Below are 17565 nucleotides of genomic sequence, written 5' to 3'. Positions count from 1 at the left end.
TGGATGAATCCGTGCGTGTGGACAACTCGGCAACCCGTCCGGGTTTGCGGTCGCGCGGCGTGGCAGCCGCACGACCACGGCCGATGATTCCCTGCAGCAGAGAGCGACGTTTCACGTGAAACACGATGCCCCCGCGAAGCAACTACCAGGCCACGACACTCCGCACGGGGCACATATCGCCACCTTCCGGTAGAACCGCTGGTAAGTGGCCCAAAGTGCAACAGAAACCGCATACCGGCCGATCCCCGGAGGCCCCCGCGCGGGGCGTGGCGCCGCTCCGCGAAGTCGCTCAGCGGCGCCTGCGTGTGCGTCCCGTCCGAGCGGCCTTGGCCCTCTTTGCGGCGAACCTCACACCACCCGGACTCTCACCCACCACGACGCGGACCACGGTGGACAGCGGATCGACCAAGCCTTCGCCGACATGCAGCACCTCGGTCTCCAGGACACCGAGCTTGCTGAGTGCGGACCGTGCGCCGTTGAGCTCCTCCTCGGCGGTGTCGCCCTTGAGCGCGAGCATCTCCCCGTACGGCTTCAGCAGGGGCACCCCCCAGCCGGCCAGCCGGTCCAGCGGGGCCACCGCGCGAGCGGTCACCACCTGGACGGGTTGAAGCGTTCCGAGGACCTCCTCGGCCCGGCCGCGCACGACGGTCACATGGTCCAGGCCGAGCAGCTCGACGACTTCCTGGAGGAAGTTCGTACGCCGGAGGAGCGGCTCCAGCAAGGTGATCTTGAGATCTGGGCGCACCAGAGCCAGCGGGATACCGGGCAGGCCCGCACCCGAGCCCACATCGCAGACCGTGACGCCTTCGGGCACGACCTCGGAGAGCACCGCACAGTTCAGCAGGTGCCGCTCCCACAGCCGGGGTACTTCACGCGGGCCGATCAGCCCTCGCTTGACCCCGGCGTCCGCGAGGAGTTCCGCGTACCGGACGGCATCCGGGTAGCGCTCTCCGAACACCGCCTGGGCCTCCGCAGGTGCCTGGGGGAGCTCTGCTGCCTCCGTCACGGGGGACCGTCCTTCCATACCGCACTAGCGCACTGTGGGTGGCTGACTATCAGGCTGACAAGATCGGCCCCGCCTGCGAACAGACGGGGCCGACAGTACAAGGATCCGGTCAGGCCGGGAGAACGACGACGAAGCGCTGCGGCTCCTCGCCCTCCGACTCGCTCCGGAGACCGGCTGCTGCGATCGCGTCGTGCACGACCTTGCGCTCGAACGGCGTCATCGGGTCCAGCTTCACCGGCGCGCCCGAGCTCTTGACCTCGTCCGCGGCCTTGGCGCCCAGCTCCGCGAGGGTCTCGCGCTTCTTGGCCCGGAACCCGCCGATGTCCAGCATCAGGCGGCTGCGGTCACCGGTCTCCCGGTGGACGGCCAGTCGCGTCAGCTCCTGGAGCGCCTCCAGAACCTCACCGTCACGGCCCACGAGCTTCTGGAGGTCGCGTGCCGATTCGCTGATGATCGACACCGCGGCCCGGTCCGCCTCGACGTCCATGTCGATGTCGCCGTCGAGGTCCGCGATGTCGAGCAGCCCCTCGAGGTAGTCGGCCGCGATCTCGCCCTCCTGCTCCAGGCGGGTCAGGGTGTCGCTGCCGGCCTCAGCGGTGGCCGTGGAAGTGGTGCCTTCCGTCACGGATGGACTCCTTCTTACTTCTTGGACGGGTGCTTGGGCCGCTGCGGACCCTTGCGCTGTCCGGACTTGGCTTGGCGTGAGGAACCGGAGGCGGGCTTGCCCGCCGACTTCGGCTTTTCGTCCTGCGGTGCGTCCTGCTTCTCGAGCGAGGTCTTCGAGCCGGCCGCCGCGGGATCCGAGTCCTTGGTCCCGCCTGCCGTGGCAGCGGCCGTCTGGCGCTTGGCCTTGGTCTGGCGCTTGGGCTGCTGACGCTTGTGCGCCTGACCCTCGGCCTCGGCGGCGGCGGTCTCGCTCTTCTGTACCGTGCCGTCCTCCTGGGCCGCCAGGCCCAGCTTGCCGAGGCCGGTGATGAACTTGCGCTCGATGTCGTTGCGGTCGGGACCCTTGGCCACGATCGCCTTGACGGTGTTGCGCCGGGTACGGCCACGCACCTGCTCGTGGGCGCTCACGCTCTTGAGCACACGCTGGAGGTAGGCGTCCTGCGCCTTGCTGCCCGGGGTCGGGTTCTGGTTGATCACGTACATCTGCTGACCCATGGTCCAGACGTTCGTGGTCAGCCAGTAGACGAGGACACCGACGGGGAAGTTGATGCCCATCACGGCGAAGATGACCGGGAAGATGTACATCAGCATCTTCTGCTGCTGCATGTACGGGGTCTTCACCGTCAGGTCGACGTTCTTCGTCATCAGCTGGCGCTGGGTGAAGAACTGCGAGGCGGACATCAGCACGATCATGATCGCGGTGACGATCCGGACGTCCAGCAGGTCGGCGTTGAGCGAGGTGACCTTCTCGACGCTGTCCGTGAACTTCGCGGCGAGCGGTGCGCCGAAGATGTGCGCCTCACGGGCGCTGTCCAGAAGGTCCTGGTTGATCGCCCCGATCTTCTTGCCCGAGGCGATGGACGAGAGGACGTGGTACAGGGCGAAGAAGAACGGCGACTGCGCCAGGATGGGAAGGCACGAGGAGAGCGGGTTGGTGCCCGTCTCCTTGTACAGCTTCATCATCTCTTCGGACTGACGCTGCTTGTCGTTCTTGTAGCGCTCCTGGATCGCCTTCATCTTCGGCTGGAGCACCTGCATGTTGCGGGTCGACTTGATCTGCTTCACGAAGAGCGGGATCAGGCAGATCCGGATCAACACCACCAGCGACACGATCGACAGGCCCCAGGCCCAGCCGGAGTCGTCACCGAAGATCGCCCCGTAGACCTTGTGGAACTGAACGATGACCCATGAGACAGGTGTGGTGATGAAGCTGAACAGACTGGCAATCGTGTCCACTAATCAAGCTCCTTGAGCATTGGGCGAGGTCTCTGCGGCCGGGCTCGGCGGTTCGGAGACCGACCCCCCGGACGGCACATCAGCGGCGGACTCCCCGCCCTTGTCGCCACGCAGGGCGTTGCGCAGCAGCTCGTGCCACCGCGGACGCTTGCGTGGCGGAACATGATCCACACCGCCGGGTGACCACGGATTGCACCGAAGGATGCGCCAGGCCGTCAGCGCTGTTCCCTTGATGGCACCGTGCCTGTCGATCGACGTATATCCATAGTGGGAACACGACGGGTAATAGCGGCAGACAGGCCCGAGGAGTGGACTGATCGTCCACTGGTACAGCTTGATGAGAGCAAGCAGCGGGTACTTCATCGCGCGCCCCCTCCCAGCAGCCGCTGAAGTGCGGCGTCCAGGTCTCGGGCCAGCTGTGCATGGTCGGCGTCGCCCGCACCGGGCAGCGCCCGTACGACAACAAGGCTACCGGGGGGCAGCAGAGCCAGCCGGTCGCGGACCAGGTGGCGGAGTTTCCGCTTCACCGAGGTACGGACGACGGCGCCCCCCACGGCTTTGCTGACGACGAAACCCGCACGTGGTGGGGGAACAGTCTCCCCCGCCACGTGCGGGTCCGTTTCACCGCTGCGTAGATGGACGACGAGTAGCGGACGTCCGGCTCGACGTCCTCGTCGTACCGCGGTCGCGAAGTCCTCGCGCCGCCTCAGCCGATTCTCGGTAGGCAGCACGTCATGGACCTGTAAGCGATCAGGCGGACAGGCTGCTGCGGCCCTTGCCACGGCGGTTCGCGAGAATCGCACGGCCGGCACGGGTACGCATGCGCAGCCGGAAGCCATGGGTCTTGGCGCGACGACGGTTGTTCGGCTGGAAGGTGCGCTTGCTCACTCGGGGGCTCCAGAAATGATTCGTGTGTTGGCGGGACATCGCCTGGCTGTCACCGTGCGCCCACGAGGAACTCGCGTAAACGCCTTAGTGCACCGCTTCACAATCACAGATCGTGATCTTTGCCCATCGGAGGCAGGCGGCAGCAGCCATCGACAACTCGACCTGGTCACGGTACGCGCGGCTACGCCATCCGGTCAAACCGGCTCCGCACCGCCCCTCATTGTGCACAGCCTGTGGACAACAACTTGTACCGCGCGGGTCGGCCTGACTACCGTGGCTGAACTCCGGTTCTTTTCCTTCCCGACTGCCGGGCCTCACCCGACCCGACCCATCCCGTCCCGAGAACCACACATTCGTGGGACATGCGAGAGAGCGTGCCTTGTGGCTGACGTACCTGCCGATCTTGCCGCAGTGTGGCCGCGAGTGCTGGAACAACTCCTCGGGGACGGCCAGCAGGGCATCGAACCGAAGGACAAGCAGTGGATCGAGCGCTGCCAGCCGCTGGCACTCGTCGCCGACACCGCGCTGCTCGCCGTTCCCAACGAATGGGGCAAGCGGGTCCTGGAGGGCCGGCTCGCACCGCTCATCAGCGAGACGCTGACCCGCGAGTGCGGCCGCCCGATCCGGATCGCGATCACCGTCGACGACTCCGCGGGCGACCCGCCGTCGCCCCCGATGCACCAGTCGCACCAGTCGCACCAGAGCCAGCAGGGCCACCGCTACCCGGCTCAGCCCCGTGAGGAAGCACCGCGGGGAGACGCCTACGACGGCTACGGCCACCGGCCCTCGGACGACGGCATGCCGACGGCCCGGCCGGCCTACCCCGACTACCAGCAGCAGCGCCCGGAGCCCGGCGCCTGGCCGCGTACCCAGGAGGACCTCTCCTGGCAGCAGCCGCGGCACGGCGGGTACCAGGACCGCGACCAGCCCTCCGGCGAGCCCTACCGCGACACCGACTCCTACCGGGAGAACGAGCAGTACCGCGAGCAGCCCTCCGAGCAGTGGCGCGAGCCCTACGGCACCGGCCGCCCCCAGCAGCCCCAGCACGACTACCGCTCGCAGCCGCCCGAGCACCAGGGGTACGAGCAGCAGCGTCCCGACCGGCAGGACCAGCAGCCGCAGCACCGCCAGGGCGGGCACGGCCCCGGGCGCACCGGCGGCTCGGTCCCCGGCCCGATGGGCGCCCAGCCGGCCCCCGCGCCGGGGCCCGGTGAACCGCAGGCCCGGCTGAACCCGAAGTACCTCTTCGACACCTTCGTCATCGGGGCCTCCAACCGGTTCGCGCACGCCGCTGCCGTCGCTGTCGCCGAGGCGCCCGCGAAGGCGTACAACCCCCTGTTCATCTACGGGGAGTCGGGGCTCGGCAAGACCCACCTGCTGCACGCCATCGGGCACTACGCGCGGAGCCTCTACCCGGGGACCCGGGTGCGGTACGTGAGCTCGGAGGAGTTCACCAACGAGTTCATCAACTCGATCCGCGACGGCAAGGGCGACACCTTCCGCAAGCGCTACCGCGACGTGGACATCCTGCTGGTCGACGACATCCAGTTCCTGGCGAGCAAGGAGTCGACGCAGGAGGAGTTCTTCCACACCTTCAATACGCTGCACAACGCGAACAAGCAGATCGTGCTCTCCTCGGACCGGCCGCCCAAGCAGCTGGTGACGCTGGAGGACCGGCTGCGCAACCGTTTCGAGTGGGGCCTGACGACCGACGTCCAGCCGCCCGAGCTGGAGACCCGGATCGCGATCCTCCGCAAGAAGGCGGTGCAGGAGCAGCTCAACGCCCCGCCGGAGGTCCTGGAGTTCATCGCTTCGCGGATCTCGCGCAACATCCGTGAGCTGGAGGGCGCCCTGATCCGGGTGACCGCCTTCGCGTCCCTGAACAGGCAGCCGGTGGACCTCGGACTCACCGAGATCGTCCTGAAGGACCTGATTCCCGGTGGCGAGGAGGCGGCCCCGGAGATCACCGCGCCGGCCATCATGGCGGCGACCGCGGACTACTTCGGCCTCACCGTGGACGACCTCTGCGGGTCCTCGCGAAGCCGGGTCCTGGTGACGGCGCGCCAGATCGCGATGTATCTGTGCCGCGAGCTGACCGACCTCTCGCTGCCGAAGATCGGTGCGCAGTTCGGCGGCCGCGACCACACGACGGTGATGCACGCAGACCGGAAGATCCGGGCGCTGATGGCGGAGCGACGCTCCATCTACAACCAGGTCACCGAGCTGACCAACCGCATCAAGAACGGCTGACGCCGGCCTCTCCGGCTCTCCGGACGCGTTCCCGGGGCGCCTGCCGCGGACCACCACGGTCCGCGGCAGGCGCCCTTTCGCGTTCCCCGAGCCCGCCGATCGAGCCCTGGGGCCCGGCCGGTCGCGCGCCCGAGCCCGCTCGGCGCGGCTCCGAAGGCTCTGCGAGGGCCGGTCGGGGGCCTACGGAAGCGCTCGGCGAGCGGCTCCGGGCGTCACCGGCACCCGCGACGAGCACACCGCCGAGCCCATGCTGTTCGAATACTGGCCGCTCAGAGGCCCTTCTCCACAGATGTACGGGAAATCTCCCGTCCACAGCCTGGGGACTGGGAAGTTGTCCATATTGCGTCCACAGGGTGTGCTGCCGATACTTCATCAGGCCAGGTCATGTGGTTGGGGATTTGTGGTCAACCGTGATCCACAGCCTGTGGACAAACTTTTCGTCCACAGGGGGTCCTCGCTGTTGTCCACCGGCGGCCCACAGGCTGGGCTCTGTTGTCCCCAGCTTCTCCACACCCCTGTCCACTGTTCGGCAACGCAACACACGCCCTCACCGCCCTGAGTGAAAGGCGTCACACCAAGGTGGTCGGTTGGGCTGTGGGGAACAGGGGTAAAGCTGGGGACAGACCTGGGGAGAAGTGGCCCCCTCCTGTGCATCGGGTGTGCAGAACTTTCGTCCGTCCACAGAAAGCCCCGGTTGTCCACGGGCGCCACCCACAGGACCGGTGGACAAAAAACCGTCGCTGACCTGCGCAAACGACGTTATCCACGGTATCCACAAGCCCTACTACTACTACCACCCAGAGTTAGCCAGGAATCCGCTTCGAAGTGGGGCCTGTGTACAACTCGACCGTCGACCGCCGCGAGGCTCTCGGCCCGACTTGACCCCGAGCAGCAACGACTGTCGGTGCCGTACGTCAGACTGGACCCCGGAGCCTCCCCAGCCCTCGGCAGGGAGCTCCGGTCCAGACGACGAAGGCCAGCAGGGCGAGCGAGCAACAGCAGGAGGCGGTTCCGGTGAAGATCCGGGTGGAGCGCGATGTACTCGCGGAGGCGGTGGCCTGGGTGGCCCGCAGCCTCCCGGCCCGTCCGCCGGCGCCCGTTCTCGCGGGCCTTCTGCTGAAGGCCGAGGACGGGGCTCTCAGCTTCTCCAGCTTCGACTACGAGGTCTCCGCCAGGGTCTCCGTCGACGCGGAGGTCGACGAGGACGGCACGGTGCTCGTCTCCGGCCGGCTGCTCGCCGACATCTGCCGCGCCCTGCCCAACCGCCCGGTGGAGATCTCCACCGACGGCGTGCGGGCCACGGTCGTCTGCGGCTCCTCCCGCTTCACCCTCCACACGCTGCCGGTGGAGGAGTACCCCGCGCTGCCGCAGATGCCGACCGCCACGGGCACCGTCCCCGGTGAGGTCTTCGCCTCGGCCGCCGCCCAGGTCGCCATCGCCGCCGGCCGCGACGACACGCTGCCGGTGCTCACGGGCGTGCGGATCGAGATCGAGGGCGACACCGTCACCCTCGCCTCCACCGACCGCTACCGCTTCGCGGTCCGCGAGTTCCTGTGGAAGCCGGAGAACGCCGACGCCTCGGCGGTCGCCCTGGTGCCCGCGAAGACCCTCCTGGACACCGCCAAGGCACTCACCAGCGGCGACACGGTCACCCTGGCGCTCTCCGGCTCCGGCGCGGGCGAGGGCCTGATCGGTTTCGAGGGCGCCGGGCGCCGGACGACCACCCGCCTGCTGGAGGGCGACCTGCCGAAGTACCGCACGCTGTTCCCGACGGAGTTCAACTCCGTGGCGGTGATCGAGACGGCGCCCTTCGTCGAGGCCGTCAAGCGTGTGGCCCTGGTCGCCGAGCGCAACACTCCCGTACGGCTCAGCTTCGAGCAGGGCGTCCTCATCCTGGAAGCCGGTTCCAGTGACGACGCACAGGCTGTGGAGCGCGTCGACGCGGTGCTGGAGGGCGACGACATCTCCATCGCCTTCAACCCGACGTTCCTGCTGGACGGTCTGAGCGCGATCGACTCCCCGGTCGCCCAGCTCTCCTTCACCACGTCCACCAAGCCCGCCCTGCTCAGCGGCCGCCCGGCCGTCGACGCCGAGGCGGACGACGCGTACAAGTACCTGATCATGCCGGTGCGCCTCTCCGGCTGAGCCCGGCCTCCTCCGGCCGATCGGGGGACGTTTCCGCGGCAGTTTCCGGCGGGCCCGCTCGGCGCGGAGCGGGCCCGCCGCGCTGTCCCCGGCCGGGCGTAGGCTCGGTCCTGGGTGCACAACGCCCCGATGCTTATCGCCACGACGCTTAAGGAATCTCTGATGGAGCTCGGTCTCGTCGGCCTCGGCAAGATGGGCGGCAACATGCGCGAGCGCATCCGCCGCGCAGGCCACACCGTCATCGGTTACGACCGCAACCCGGATGTCGCCGATGTCCACAGTCTCGAAGAGCTTGTGGGCAAGTTGAAGGGTCCACGGGTCGTCTGGGTCATGGTCCCCGCCGGCGCCGCCACCCAGACCACGATCGACGAGCTGGCCGAGCTGCTCTCGCCCGGTGACGTCGTCGTCGACGGCGGGAACTCGCGCTGGACCGACGACGAGAAGCACGGCGTCGAGCTGGGCCTCAAGGACATCGGCTTCGTGGACTGCGGCGTCTCGGGCGGCGTCTGGGGCCTGGAGAACGGCTACGCCCTGATGTACGGCGGCACCGACGAGAACGTGGCGAAGGTCCAGCCGATCTTCGACGCCCTGAAGCCCGAGGGCGACTTCGGCTCCGTGCACGCGGGCAAGGTCGGCGCCGGCCACTTCGCGAAGATGGTCCACAACGGCATCGAGTACGCCATGATGCAGGCGTACGCCGAGGGCTGGGAGCTGCTGGAGAAGGTCGACTCCGTCACCGACGTGCGCGAGGTCTTCCGCTCCTGGCAGGAGGGCACGGTCATCCGCTCCTGGCTGCTCGACCTCGCGGTCAACGCCCTCGACGACGACGAGCACCTGGACAAGCTCCGGGGCTTCGCCGCCGACTCGGGCGAGGGCCGCTGGACGGTGGAGGCCGCGATCGACAACGCGGTGCCGCTGCCCGCGATCACGGCGTCGCTGTTCGCGCGGTTCGCCTCGCGCCAGGACGACTCACCGCAGATGAAGATGATCGCCGCGCTGCGCAACCAGTTCGGCGGGCACGCGGTCGAGAACAAGAAGTAGACCGCCGCGGGAACGCGGCACCCACGCACGACGGCACCACACAGCGGAACAGAAAGGCCCGGGAGGTCGGCGCACATGCATGTCACCCATCTCTCGCTGGCCGACTTCCGCTCGTACGCCCGGGTCGAGGTCCCTCTCGACCCGGGCGTCACCGCGTTCGTGGGGCCCAACGGGCAGGGCAAGACCAATCTCGTCGAGGCCGTCGGCTATCTCGCCACCCTCGGCAGCCACCGGGTCTCCTCGGACGCCCCGCTGGTGCGGATGGGCGCGGAGCGGGCGGTGATCCGCGCGGCGGTCACCCAGGGCGAGCGTTCGCAGCTGATCGAGCTGGAGCTGAACCCCGGACGCGCCAACCGGGCCCGGATCAACAGGTCCTCGCAGGTCAGACCCCGTGACGTGCTGGGCATCGTACGGACCGTGCTGTTCGCGCCGGAGGATCTGGCGCTGGTGAAGGGCGACCCCGGCGAGCGGCGGCGGTTCCTGGACGAGCTGATCACGGCGCGCGCCCCCCGGATGGCCGGGGTCCGCTCGGACTACGAGCGGGTGCTCAAGCAGCGCAACACCCTGTTGAAGTCCGCGGCGATGGCCCGGCGGCACGGCGGCCGCTCGATGGACATGTCCACGCTCGACGTCTGGGACCAGCATCTGGGACGGGTGGGCGCCGAGCTGCTCGCGCAGCGCCTCGATCTGATCGCCACGCTCCAGCCGCTGGCCGACAAGGCGTACGGGGACGTCGCGCCGGGCGGCGGTCCGGTGGCGCTGGAGTACCGCAGCTCCGTCGGCGAGGACGTGGGTCCCGCGCGTACCCGCGACGAGCTGTACGCGCAGCTGATCGCGGCGCTCGAAGGAGTCCGCAAGCAGGAGATCGAGCGGGGTGTGACCCTCGTCGGCCCGCACCGCGACGATCTGGTGCTCGGTCTGCGGGGGATGCCGGCGAAGGGGTACGCCAGTCACGGCGAGTCCTGGAGTTACGCGCTGGCGCTGCGGCTGGCCAGTTACGAGCTGCTGCGCTCCGAGGGCAACGAGCCGGTGCTGGTCCTGGACGACGTCTTCGCCGAGCTGGACGCCCGCCGCCGGGAGCGGCTGGCGGAGCTGGTGGCCCCGGGCGAGCAGGTGCTGGTGACGGCCGCGGTGGCCGAGGACGTTCCGGGTGTGCTGGCGGGAACGCGGTACGCGGTGACCGCGGGCGAGGTGGCACGCGTATGACCGGCCGGGGTGAGAGCGCGGCGGGCCGGCGGGGCTCGGCCTCCCGGGCGGGCGGTACGGGAGGCTCGCGCGCGGCTCGCGCGAAAGGCACGGACCGGGCGGGCGGTGCCGGCGGCCCGGGCGAGGCGCTGCCGGATCCGGCCCTGTCCGAGGGGGCCTCGGGGACGCCTTCCGGGGCGTCGAAGCCGCCCGAGGTGACCGGGGTCGATCTCGCCCGGGTCGCGTTGCGGGCGGCGAAGGAGCAGGCCAGGGCACGGGGCGCGGCGGCGCAGCAGAGGAAGCAGGCGCGGCGGGGCGGCGGACTGCGCTCGGGGGCCCGGTCGGACGGCCGGGACCCGTTGGCGCTGGGCTCCGCGATCAACCGGCTGATCACCGAGCGGGGCTGGGAGACGCCCGCCGCGGTCGGCGGGGTGATGGGGCGGTGGCCGCAGATCGTCGGCGACGACCTGGCGAATCACTGCGTACCGCTGCGGTACGACGACGATCCGGACGCCCGGGTGCTGACCGTGAGCTGTGACTCGACGGCGTGGGCGACGCAGCTGCGGCTGCTGGCCCCGCAGCTGGTGGCCCGGCTGAACGCGGACCTGGGGCAGGGCACCGTGCGGATGATCAAAGTGGTCGGGCCGGGGGGCCCGGAGCGCCGGTTCGGGCCGTTGCGGGCGCCCGGCAGCAAGGGCCCCGGGGACACCTACGGATGAGCCTTCGGGCGGCGTCGGCCGGAGGCGGCCCGCGCCGCGTCGGCCCGCGGGCGCGCCTCCCGCTTTCCCGGCGGCTCCCGCCGCCTCACCGAGGATGACCCCTCGATACCGCTGAGCTGCACGTTCGTCGTAAAATTGTCGTGTACTGGGCGAGCTTCTGGGTGGGTTCGGCGGGATTTGCTCCGGAGGAAACCGGACGGTACGGCCGGAGCGTCCCTCACCGTAGCGGGAGGTTGACAGGCCGAAGCGCTCCAGGCCCGTCAGGGCCTCTTGGAGCCCCTTCCCGAATATGGGGAGTCGTCAGCCGCTCATTCAGGGCGGCACATGCGTACTCAGGTACCGGCAAACCCCCATTCATGTCAGCGCTACCGGTAGACTGGTGAGTAATCCCGCCGATGAGGCGGGAGTCGTCGATACAAGCCGAACGACGCAGCCGCTCCCGCTTGCCGGAGAACGGCCTGTGCTGTGCCAGAAAGGGCGCTTCGTGGCCGATTCCGGCAACCCCAACGAGAACATTCCGTCCACAGTCGGTGAGAACGGCGAGGTCGCCGCCTCGTACGACGCCAGCGCGATCACCGTGCTGGAAGGGCTGGACGCGGTCCGCAAGCGGCCTGGCATGTACATCGGCTCGACCGGTGAGCGCGGCCTGCACCACCTCGTGCAGGAAGTCGTCGACAACTCGGTCGACGAGGCGATGGCGGGCCACGCGGACACCATCGACGTCACGATCCTCGCCGACGGCGGGGTGCGTGTGATCGACAACGGCCGGGGCATCCCGGTCGGCATCGTGCCGTCCGAGGGCAAGCCGGCCGTCGAGGTCGTGCTGACGGTCCTGCACGCGGGCGGCAAGTTCGGCGGCGGCGGCTACGCCGTCTCCGGCGGTCTGCACGGCGTCGGCGTCTCCGTCGTCAACGCCCTGTCCACCCGGGTCGCCGTCGAGGTCAAGACCGACGGCTACCGCTGGACCCAGGACTACAAGCTCGGCGTCCCGACCGCCCCGCTGGCCCAGCACGAAGCCACCGAGGAGACCGGCACGACGGTCACCTTCTGGGCCGACGGGGACATCTTCGAGACCACCGAGTACAGCTTCGAGACCCTTTCGCGCCGCTTCCAGGAGATGGCGTTCCTCAACAAGGGCCTCACCCTCAAGCTGACCGACGAGCGGGAGTCGGCGAAGGCGACGGCGGGCGCGGACAGCGCGGACGCCGTCGAGCCCGCCGCGGAGGAGGCCGCGCGCTCGGTCACCTACCACTACGAAAACGGCATCGTCGATTTCGTGAAGTACCTCAACTCCCGCAAGGGCGACGTCATTCACCAGTCGGTGATCGACATCGAGGCCGAGGACAAGGACCGCCTCCTCTCGGCCGAGATCGCCATGCAGTGGAACACGCAGTACACCGAGGGCGTCTACTCCTTCGCCAACGCGATCCACACGCACGAGGGCGGCACGCACGAGGAGGGCTTCCGTGCGGCGCTGACCTCGCTGGTCAACCGGTACGCGCGCGACAAGAAGCTGCTCCGCGAGAAGGACGACAACCTCACCGGCGAGGACGTCCGCGAGGGCCTCACCGCGATCATCTCGGTGAAGCTGGGCGAGCCGCAGTTCGAGGGCCAGACGAAGACCAAGCTGGGCAACACGGAGGCCAAGACCTTCGTGCAGAAGGTCGTCCACGAGCAGCTGACGGACTGGTTCGACCGGAACCCCAACGAGGCCGCCGACATCATCCGCAAGGGCATCGCCGCCTCGACCGCCCGGGTGGCGGCCCGCAAGGCGCGCGACCTGACGCGGCGCAAGGGGCTCCTGGAGAGCGCCTCGCTGCCGGGCAAGCTCAGCGACTGCCAGTCGAACGACCCCACCAAGTGCGAGATCTTCATCGTCGAGGGTGACTCGGCCGGTGGTTCGGCGAAGTCCGGCCGTAATCCGATGTACCAGGCGATCCTGCCCATCCGCGGCAAGATCCTGAACGTCGAGAAGGCCCGGATCGACAAGATCCTCCAGAACACCGAGGTCCAGGCGCTGATCTCGGCGTTCGGCACCGGGGTCCACGAGGACTTCGACATCGAGAAGCTCCGCTATCACAAGATCATCCTGATGGCGGACGCCGACGTCGACGGTCAGCACATCAACACGCTGCTGCTGACCTTCCTCTTCCGCTTCATGCGACCGCTGGTGGAGCAGGGCAACGTCTATCTCTCGCGCCCGCCGCTCTACAAGATCAAGTGGGGCCGGGACGACTTCGAGTACGCGTACTCGGACCGGGAGCGGGACGCGCTCGTGGCACTCGGCAAGCAGAACGGCAAGCGGATCAAGGAAGACTCGATCCAGCGCTTCAAGGGCCTCGGCGAGATGAACGCCGAAGAGCTGCGCATCACCACCATGGACGTCGACCACCGGGTCCTCGGTCAGGTCACGCTGGACGACGCCGCGCAGGCCGACGACCTGTTCTCGGTGCTCATGGGTGAGGACGTCGAGGCGCGGCGCTCGTTCATCCAGCGCAACGCCAAGGACGTCCGCTTCCTCGACATCTGAGTCGGCCGTACCAGCGACGCCGCAGCTCGAAAGGACTTTGACCAGCAATGGCCGACGACAACACCCCTGTGACACCTGAACCCGTGATGCCCGAAGAGGAAGCCGCGATCCCCGGTGTGGGCATGCGTGTCGAGCCCGTCGGGCTCGAGACGGAGATGCAGCGCTCCTACCTCGACTACGCGATGTCCGTCATCGTCTCGCGTGCGCTCCCCGACGTACGGGACGGCCTCAAGCCCGTCCACCGCCGGGTGCTGTACGCGATGTACGACGGCGGGTACCGCCCCGAGAAGGGCTTCTACAAGTGCGCCCGCGTCGTCGGCGACGTCATGGGCACGTACCACCCGCACGGCGACTCCTCCATCTACGACGCCCTGGTGCGCCTCGCGCAGCACTGGTCGATGCGGATGCCGCTGGTGGACTCCAACGGCAACTTCGGTTCCCCGGGCAACGACCCGGCCGCCGCGATGCGGTACACCGAGTGCAAGATGATGCCGCTGTCCATGGAGATGGTCCGGGACATCGACGAGGAGACCGTCGACTTCCAGGACAACTACGACGGCCGCAACCAGGAGCCGACGGTCCTGCCGGCGCGCTTCCCGAACCTGCTGGTCAACGGCTCCGCGGGGATCGCGGTCGGCATGGCGACCAACATCCCCCCGCACAACCTGCGCGAGGTCGCCGCCGGCGCCCAGTGGTATCTGGAGCACCCCGAGGCGTCGCACGAGGAGCTGCTGGACGCGCTGATCGAGCGCATCAAGGGCCCCGACTTCCCCACCGGCGCGCTGGTCGTGGGCCGCAAGGGCATCGAGGAGGCGTACCGCACCGGCCGCGGCTCGATCACGATGCGCGCGGTCGTCGCGGTCGAGGAGATCCAGGGCCGTCAGTGCCTGGTCGTCACGGAGCTTCCGTACCAGACCAACCCCGACAACCTCGCGCAGAAGATCGCCGACCTGGTCAAGGACGGCAAGGTCGGCGGGATCGCGGACGTCCGCGACGAGACCTCCTCGCGTACGGGGCAGCGTCTGGTCGTGGTCCTGAAGCGGGACGCCGTCGCCAAGGTCGTCCTGAACAACCTGTACAAGCACACCGACCTCCAGACGAACTTCGGCGCGAACATGCTGGCGCTCGTCGACGGGGTGCCGCGCACGCTGTCGATCGACGCGTTCATCCGCCACTGGGTGACGCACCAGATCGAGGTCATCGTCCGGCGGACGAAGTTCCGGCTGCGCAAGGCCGAGGAGCGGGCGCACATCCTGCGCGGCCTCCTCAAGGCCCTCAACGCCATCGACGAGGTCATCGCCCTCATCCGGCGTTCGAACACGGTGGACATCGCGCGCGAGGGCCTGATGGGCCTGCTGGAGATCGACGAGCTCCAGGCGAACGCGATCCTGGAGATGCAGCTGCGCCGGCTGGCCGCGCTGGAGCACCAGAAGATCACCGCCGAGCACGACGAGCTCCAGGCGAAGATCAACGAGTACAACGAGATCCTGGCCTCGCCCGCCAAGCAGCGCACCATCGTCAGCGAGGAGCTGGCGGCGATCGTCGACAAGTTCGGCGACGACCGGCGCTCCCAGCTGGTGCCCTTCGACGGTGACATGTCCATCGAGGACCTGATCGCCGAGGAGGACATCGTCGTCACGATCTCCCGCAGCGGTTATGTGAAGCGCACCAAGACGGACGACTACCGCTCGCAGAAGCGCGGCGGCAAGGGCGTGCGCGGGACGAAGCTGCGGGAAGACGACATCGTCGACCACTTCTTCGTCTCCACCACCCACCACTGGCTGCTGTTCTTCACGAACAAGGGCCGGGTCTACCGGGCCAAGGCGTACGAGCTTCCGGACGCCGGCCGGGACGCGCGCGGCCAGCACGTCGCCAACCTGCTGGCCTTCCAGCCGGACGAGAAGATCGCCCGCATCCTGGCGATCCGCGACTACGAGGCCGTGCCGTACCTGATCCTGGCGACCAAGGGCGGCCTGGTGAAGAAGACCGCGCTCAAGGACTACGACTCGCCGCGCTCGGGCGGTGTCATCGCGATCAACCTGCGCGAGATGCCGGACGGCGGTGACGACGAGCTGATCGGCGCGGAGCTGGTGTCGGCCGAGGACGATCTGCTGCTCATCAGCAAGAAGGCCCAGTCGATCAGGTTCACCGCGACGGACGACGCGCTGCGCCCGATGGGCCGTGCCACCTCGGGCGTCAAGGGGATGAGTTTCCGCGAGGGCGACCAGCTGCTCTCGATGAATGTCGTCCGGCCCGGTACGTTCGTCTTCACCGCCACCGACGGCGGGTACGCGAAGCGGACCGCCGTCGACGAGTACCGCGTCCAGGGCCGCGGCGGTCTCGGCATCAAGGCCGCCAAGATCGTGGAGGACCGGGGGTCGCTCGTCGGTGCGCTGGTGGTCGAGGAGACGGACGAGATTCTCGCCATCACACTCGGCGGTGGTGTGATTCGTACGCGAGTCAATGAAGTCAGGGAGACGGGCCGTGACACCATGGGCGTCCAACTGATCAATCTGGGCAAGCGGGATGCCGTCGTCGGCATCGCGCGCAACGCCGAGGCCGGTCGTGAGGCGGAAGAGGTCGATGGGGCCGATGATGCTGATGGCGAGATGGCCGAGGTCCACGCCGAAGGCGTGACAGAGGGCACTGTCGAGGGCACGGAGCCTTCGACCGGGGAGCACGAGGAGTAGAGCGTGAGTGGAGCCACGGGCGCCGGTTCGGCCGCTTCCGGAGCCGGCGCGAACGGTGCCCGTGGCCCTGCCACGGACTCCCAAGGGGGCACTGTGACGGACACACGAGGGCCTCAGCCCCAGTACGAGGGTTACGCGACCGGGCCGCTGCCCGGCGAGCGTGAGCCCGCACCGGGGCCTTCGGGGCCGTACCACCCGCCCCAGGCGTATCAAGCGCCCGGCGGCAGCACCCAGGGGGGCCAGCGCCCGGCCGAGGGCACGCTGGGCGGCGCGCAGGGCGTGGGCGGCGCCCAGGCGACGCGCAAGCCGCGCACGGGGGCACGCACCACGCCCCGCACCCGCAAGGCACGGCTGCGGGTGGCCAAGGCCGACCCGTGGTCGGTGATGAAGGTCAGCTTCCTGCTGTCGATCGCGCTGGGCATCTGCGCCGTGGTCGCGTCGGCGGTGCTGTGGATGGTCATGGACGCCATGGGCGTCTTCGAGACCGTCGGCGGCACCATCAGCGAGGCCACCGGCTCGAACGAGAGCAACGGCTTCGATCTGCAGTCGTTCCTGTCGCTGCCGCGGGTGCTCATCTTCACGTCGGTCATCGCCGTGATCGACGTGGTGCTGGCCACCGCGCTGGCGACGCTGGGCGCCTTCATCTACAACCTGTCGGCGGGCTTCGTGGGCGGTGTCGAGCTCACGCTGGCCGAGGACGAGTAGCGCCCCGAGTATCGATTTTGGGACTGGCCCCGACGTGCGCTAATCTTCAGGAGTCAGCGCGAGAGCGCGGCGGGGCTATAGCTCAGTTGGTTAGAGCGCATCCCTGATAAGGATGAGGCCACAGGTTCAAATCCTGTTAGCCCCACAGCACGAAGACCCCCAGTCACCAGTGGCTGGGGGTCTTCGCGTTGGCGGGACGGGGAGTGGGAACGCGCCGGTCCGGGCCGCGCTCGGTCGGGCGCCGGCGAACCGGTACCGGCCGACGGCCGGAGGCAGCCCGCCGGCCGCGGCCCGGCCCGTGGCGCCCGCACCGGCCCGTCCGCGCGGGAGGCCCGGGCGGCGTGCTGAGGAGGGCCACGTGCGCACAGAGGAAGGCCCGTGCGTGCGGGGAAAACGACGTGCGTACAGAGGAAGGCCCGTGCGTGCGGAGGGGGCGCCCATGGCGTACGAGCAGGGCCCGGCGCGTAGGAGCTGGCCCTTTGGGCGTACGGGAGAGACGCCCCG

Annotated in this window: 14 protein-coding genes and 1 tRNA gene; 9 read left to right on the top strand and 6 right to left on the bottom strand. The window is 68.9% G+C overall.

Going from position 1 to position 17565, the window contains the following annotated elements; all coding sequences use genetic code 11:
- Positions 1–289 precede the first annotated feature (289 nt).
- From rsmG to rpmH, 6 genes are all read right to left on the bottom strand, one after another.
- A complete protein-coding gene (rsmG, locus tag ACIQMU_RS12945; protein WP_352239224.1) occupies positions 290–1006 on the bottom strand; it encodes a 16S rRNA (guanine(527)-N(7))-methyltransferase RsmG in 717 nt (238 codons plus the stop codon).
- Between the two features lie 109 nt (positions 1007–1115).
- Positions 1116–1631 carry a R3H domain-containing nucleic acid-binding protein gene (locus ACIQMU_RS12940; protein WP_352239225.1) on the bottom strand — a complete coding sequence of 172 codons (516 nt, stop codon included), beginning with the start codon at positions 1629–1631 and terminating at the stop codon, positions 1116–1118.
- 14 nt (positions 1632–1645) lie between these two features.
- Positions 1646–2908 (bottom strand): membrane protein insertase YidC, encoded by a 1263-nt coding sequence (yidC, locus tag ACIQMU_RS12935; RefSeq protein WP_352239226.1) that lies wholly within the window; start codon positions 2906–2908, stop codon positions 1646–1648.
- A 3-nt stretch (positions 2909–2911) separates the two neighbouring features.
- Positions 2912–3271, bottom strand: a complete 360-nt coding sequence (gene yidD / locus ACIQMU_RS12930; protein WP_352239227.1) for a membrane protein insertion efficiency factor YidD — start codon at positions 3269–3271, stop codon at positions 2912–2914.
- Positions 3268–3639: a ribonuclease P protein component gene (rnpA, locus tag ACIQMU_RS12925; protein WP_352239228.1), complete on the bottom strand. Its 372-nt coding sequence runs from the start codon at positions 3637–3639 to the stop codon at positions 3268–3270. Before rnpA ends, yidD begins: the two co-directional genes overlap by 4 nt.
- Before the next feature lie 19 nt (positions 3640–3658).
- Positions 3659–3796, bottom strand: coding sequence for a 50S ribosomal protein L34 (gene rpmH, locus ACIQMU_RS12920; protein ID WP_003967884.1), 138 nt, complete (start codon positions 3794–3796; stop codon positions 3659–3661).
- Positions 3797–4177: 381 nt separating this feature from the next.
- Here rpmH and dnaA point away from each other — a divergent pair, with 381 nt between their 5' ends.
- The 9 genes from dnaA (at position 4178) to ACIQMU_RS12875 (ending at position 17206) form a co-directional block, all read left to right on the top strand.
- A complete protein-coding gene (gene dnaA / locus ACIQMU_RS12915; protein WP_402688850.1) occupies positions 4178–6046 on the top strand; it encodes a chromosomal replication initiator protein DnaA in 1869 nt (622 codons plus the stop codon).
- A gap of 1014 nt (positions 6047–7060) precedes the next feature.
- Positions 7061–8191, top strand: a complete 1131-nt coding sequence (gene dnaN / locus ACIQMU_RS12910; protein WP_030115122.1) for a DNA polymerase III subunit beta — start codon at positions 7061–7063, stop codon at positions 8189–8191.
- 162 nt (positions 8192–8353) lie between these two features.
- Positions 8354–9232, top strand: a complete 879-nt coding sequence (gene gnd / locus ACIQMU_RS12905; RefSeq protein WP_352239231.1) for a phosphogluconate dehydrogenase (NAD(+)-dependent, decarboxylating) — start codon at positions 8354–8356, stop codon at positions 9230–9232.
- A 75-nt stretch (positions 9233–9307) separates the two neighbouring features.
- Entirely contained in the window at positions 9308–10438 is a 1131-nt protein-coding gene (gene recF / locus ACIQMU_RS12900) for a DNA replication/repair protein RecF (protein ID WP_352239232.1), read from the top strand.
- A gap of 194 nt (positions 10439–10632) precedes the next feature.
- Complete coding sequence (locus tag ACIQMU_RS12895) at positions 10633–11136, top strand: DUF721 domain-containing protein (protein WP_402688868.1); 504 nt, start codon at positions 10633–10635, stop codon at positions 11134–11136.
- Positions 11137–11596: 460 nt separating this feature from the next.
- Positions 11597–13666: a DNA topoisomerase (ATP-hydrolyzing) subunit B gene (gene gyrB, locus ACIQMU_RS12890; protein WP_352239234.1), complete on the top strand. Its 2070-nt coding sequence runs from the start codon at positions 11597–11599 to the stop codon at positions 13664–13666.
- 47 nt (positions 13667–13713) lie between these two features.
- A complete protein-coding gene (gene gyrA, locus ACIQMU_RS12885; RefSeq protein ID WP_352239235.1) occupies positions 13714–16356 on the top strand; it encodes a DNA gyrase subunit A in 2643 nt (880 codons plus the stop codon).
- Between the two features lie 93 nt (positions 16357–16449).
- Positions 16450–17061: a DUF3566 domain-containing protein gene (locus ACIQMU_RS12880; RefSeq protein ID WP_402688849.1), complete on the top strand. Its 612-nt coding sequence runs from the start codon at positions 16450–16452 to the stop codon at positions 17059–17061.
- Positions 17062–17132: 71 nt separating this feature from the next.
- Positions 17133–17206 (top strand) — tRNA-Ile (locus ACIQMU_RS12875).
- Positions 17207–17565: the final 359 nt, after the last annotated feature.

Source organism: Streptomyces sp. NPDC091649 (assembly GCF_044756785.1).
Taxonomy (GTDB): Bacteria; Actinomycetota; Actinomycetes; order Streptomycetales; family Streptomycetaceae; genus Streptomyces.
Note: the sequence above shows the minus strand (reverse complement) of the source record. Positions and strands in the feature narration are given on the sequence as shown.

Coding starts and splice junctions, on each gene's coding strand:
- yidD (WP_352239227.1), bottom strand. CDS start 3,271: ATGAAGTACCCGCTGCTTGCTCTCATCAAGCTGTACCAGTGGACGATC.
- gnd (WP_352239231.1), top strand. CDS start 8,354: ATGGAGCTCGGTCTCGTCGGCCTCGGCAAGATGGGCGGCAACATGCGC.
- recF (WP_352239232.1), top strand. CDS start 9,308: ATGCATGTCACCCATCTCTCGCTGGCCGACTTCCGCTCGTACGCCCGG.
- gyrA (WP_352239235.1), top strand. CDS start 13,714: ATGGCCGACGACAACACCCCTGTGACACCTGAACCCGTGATGCCCGAA.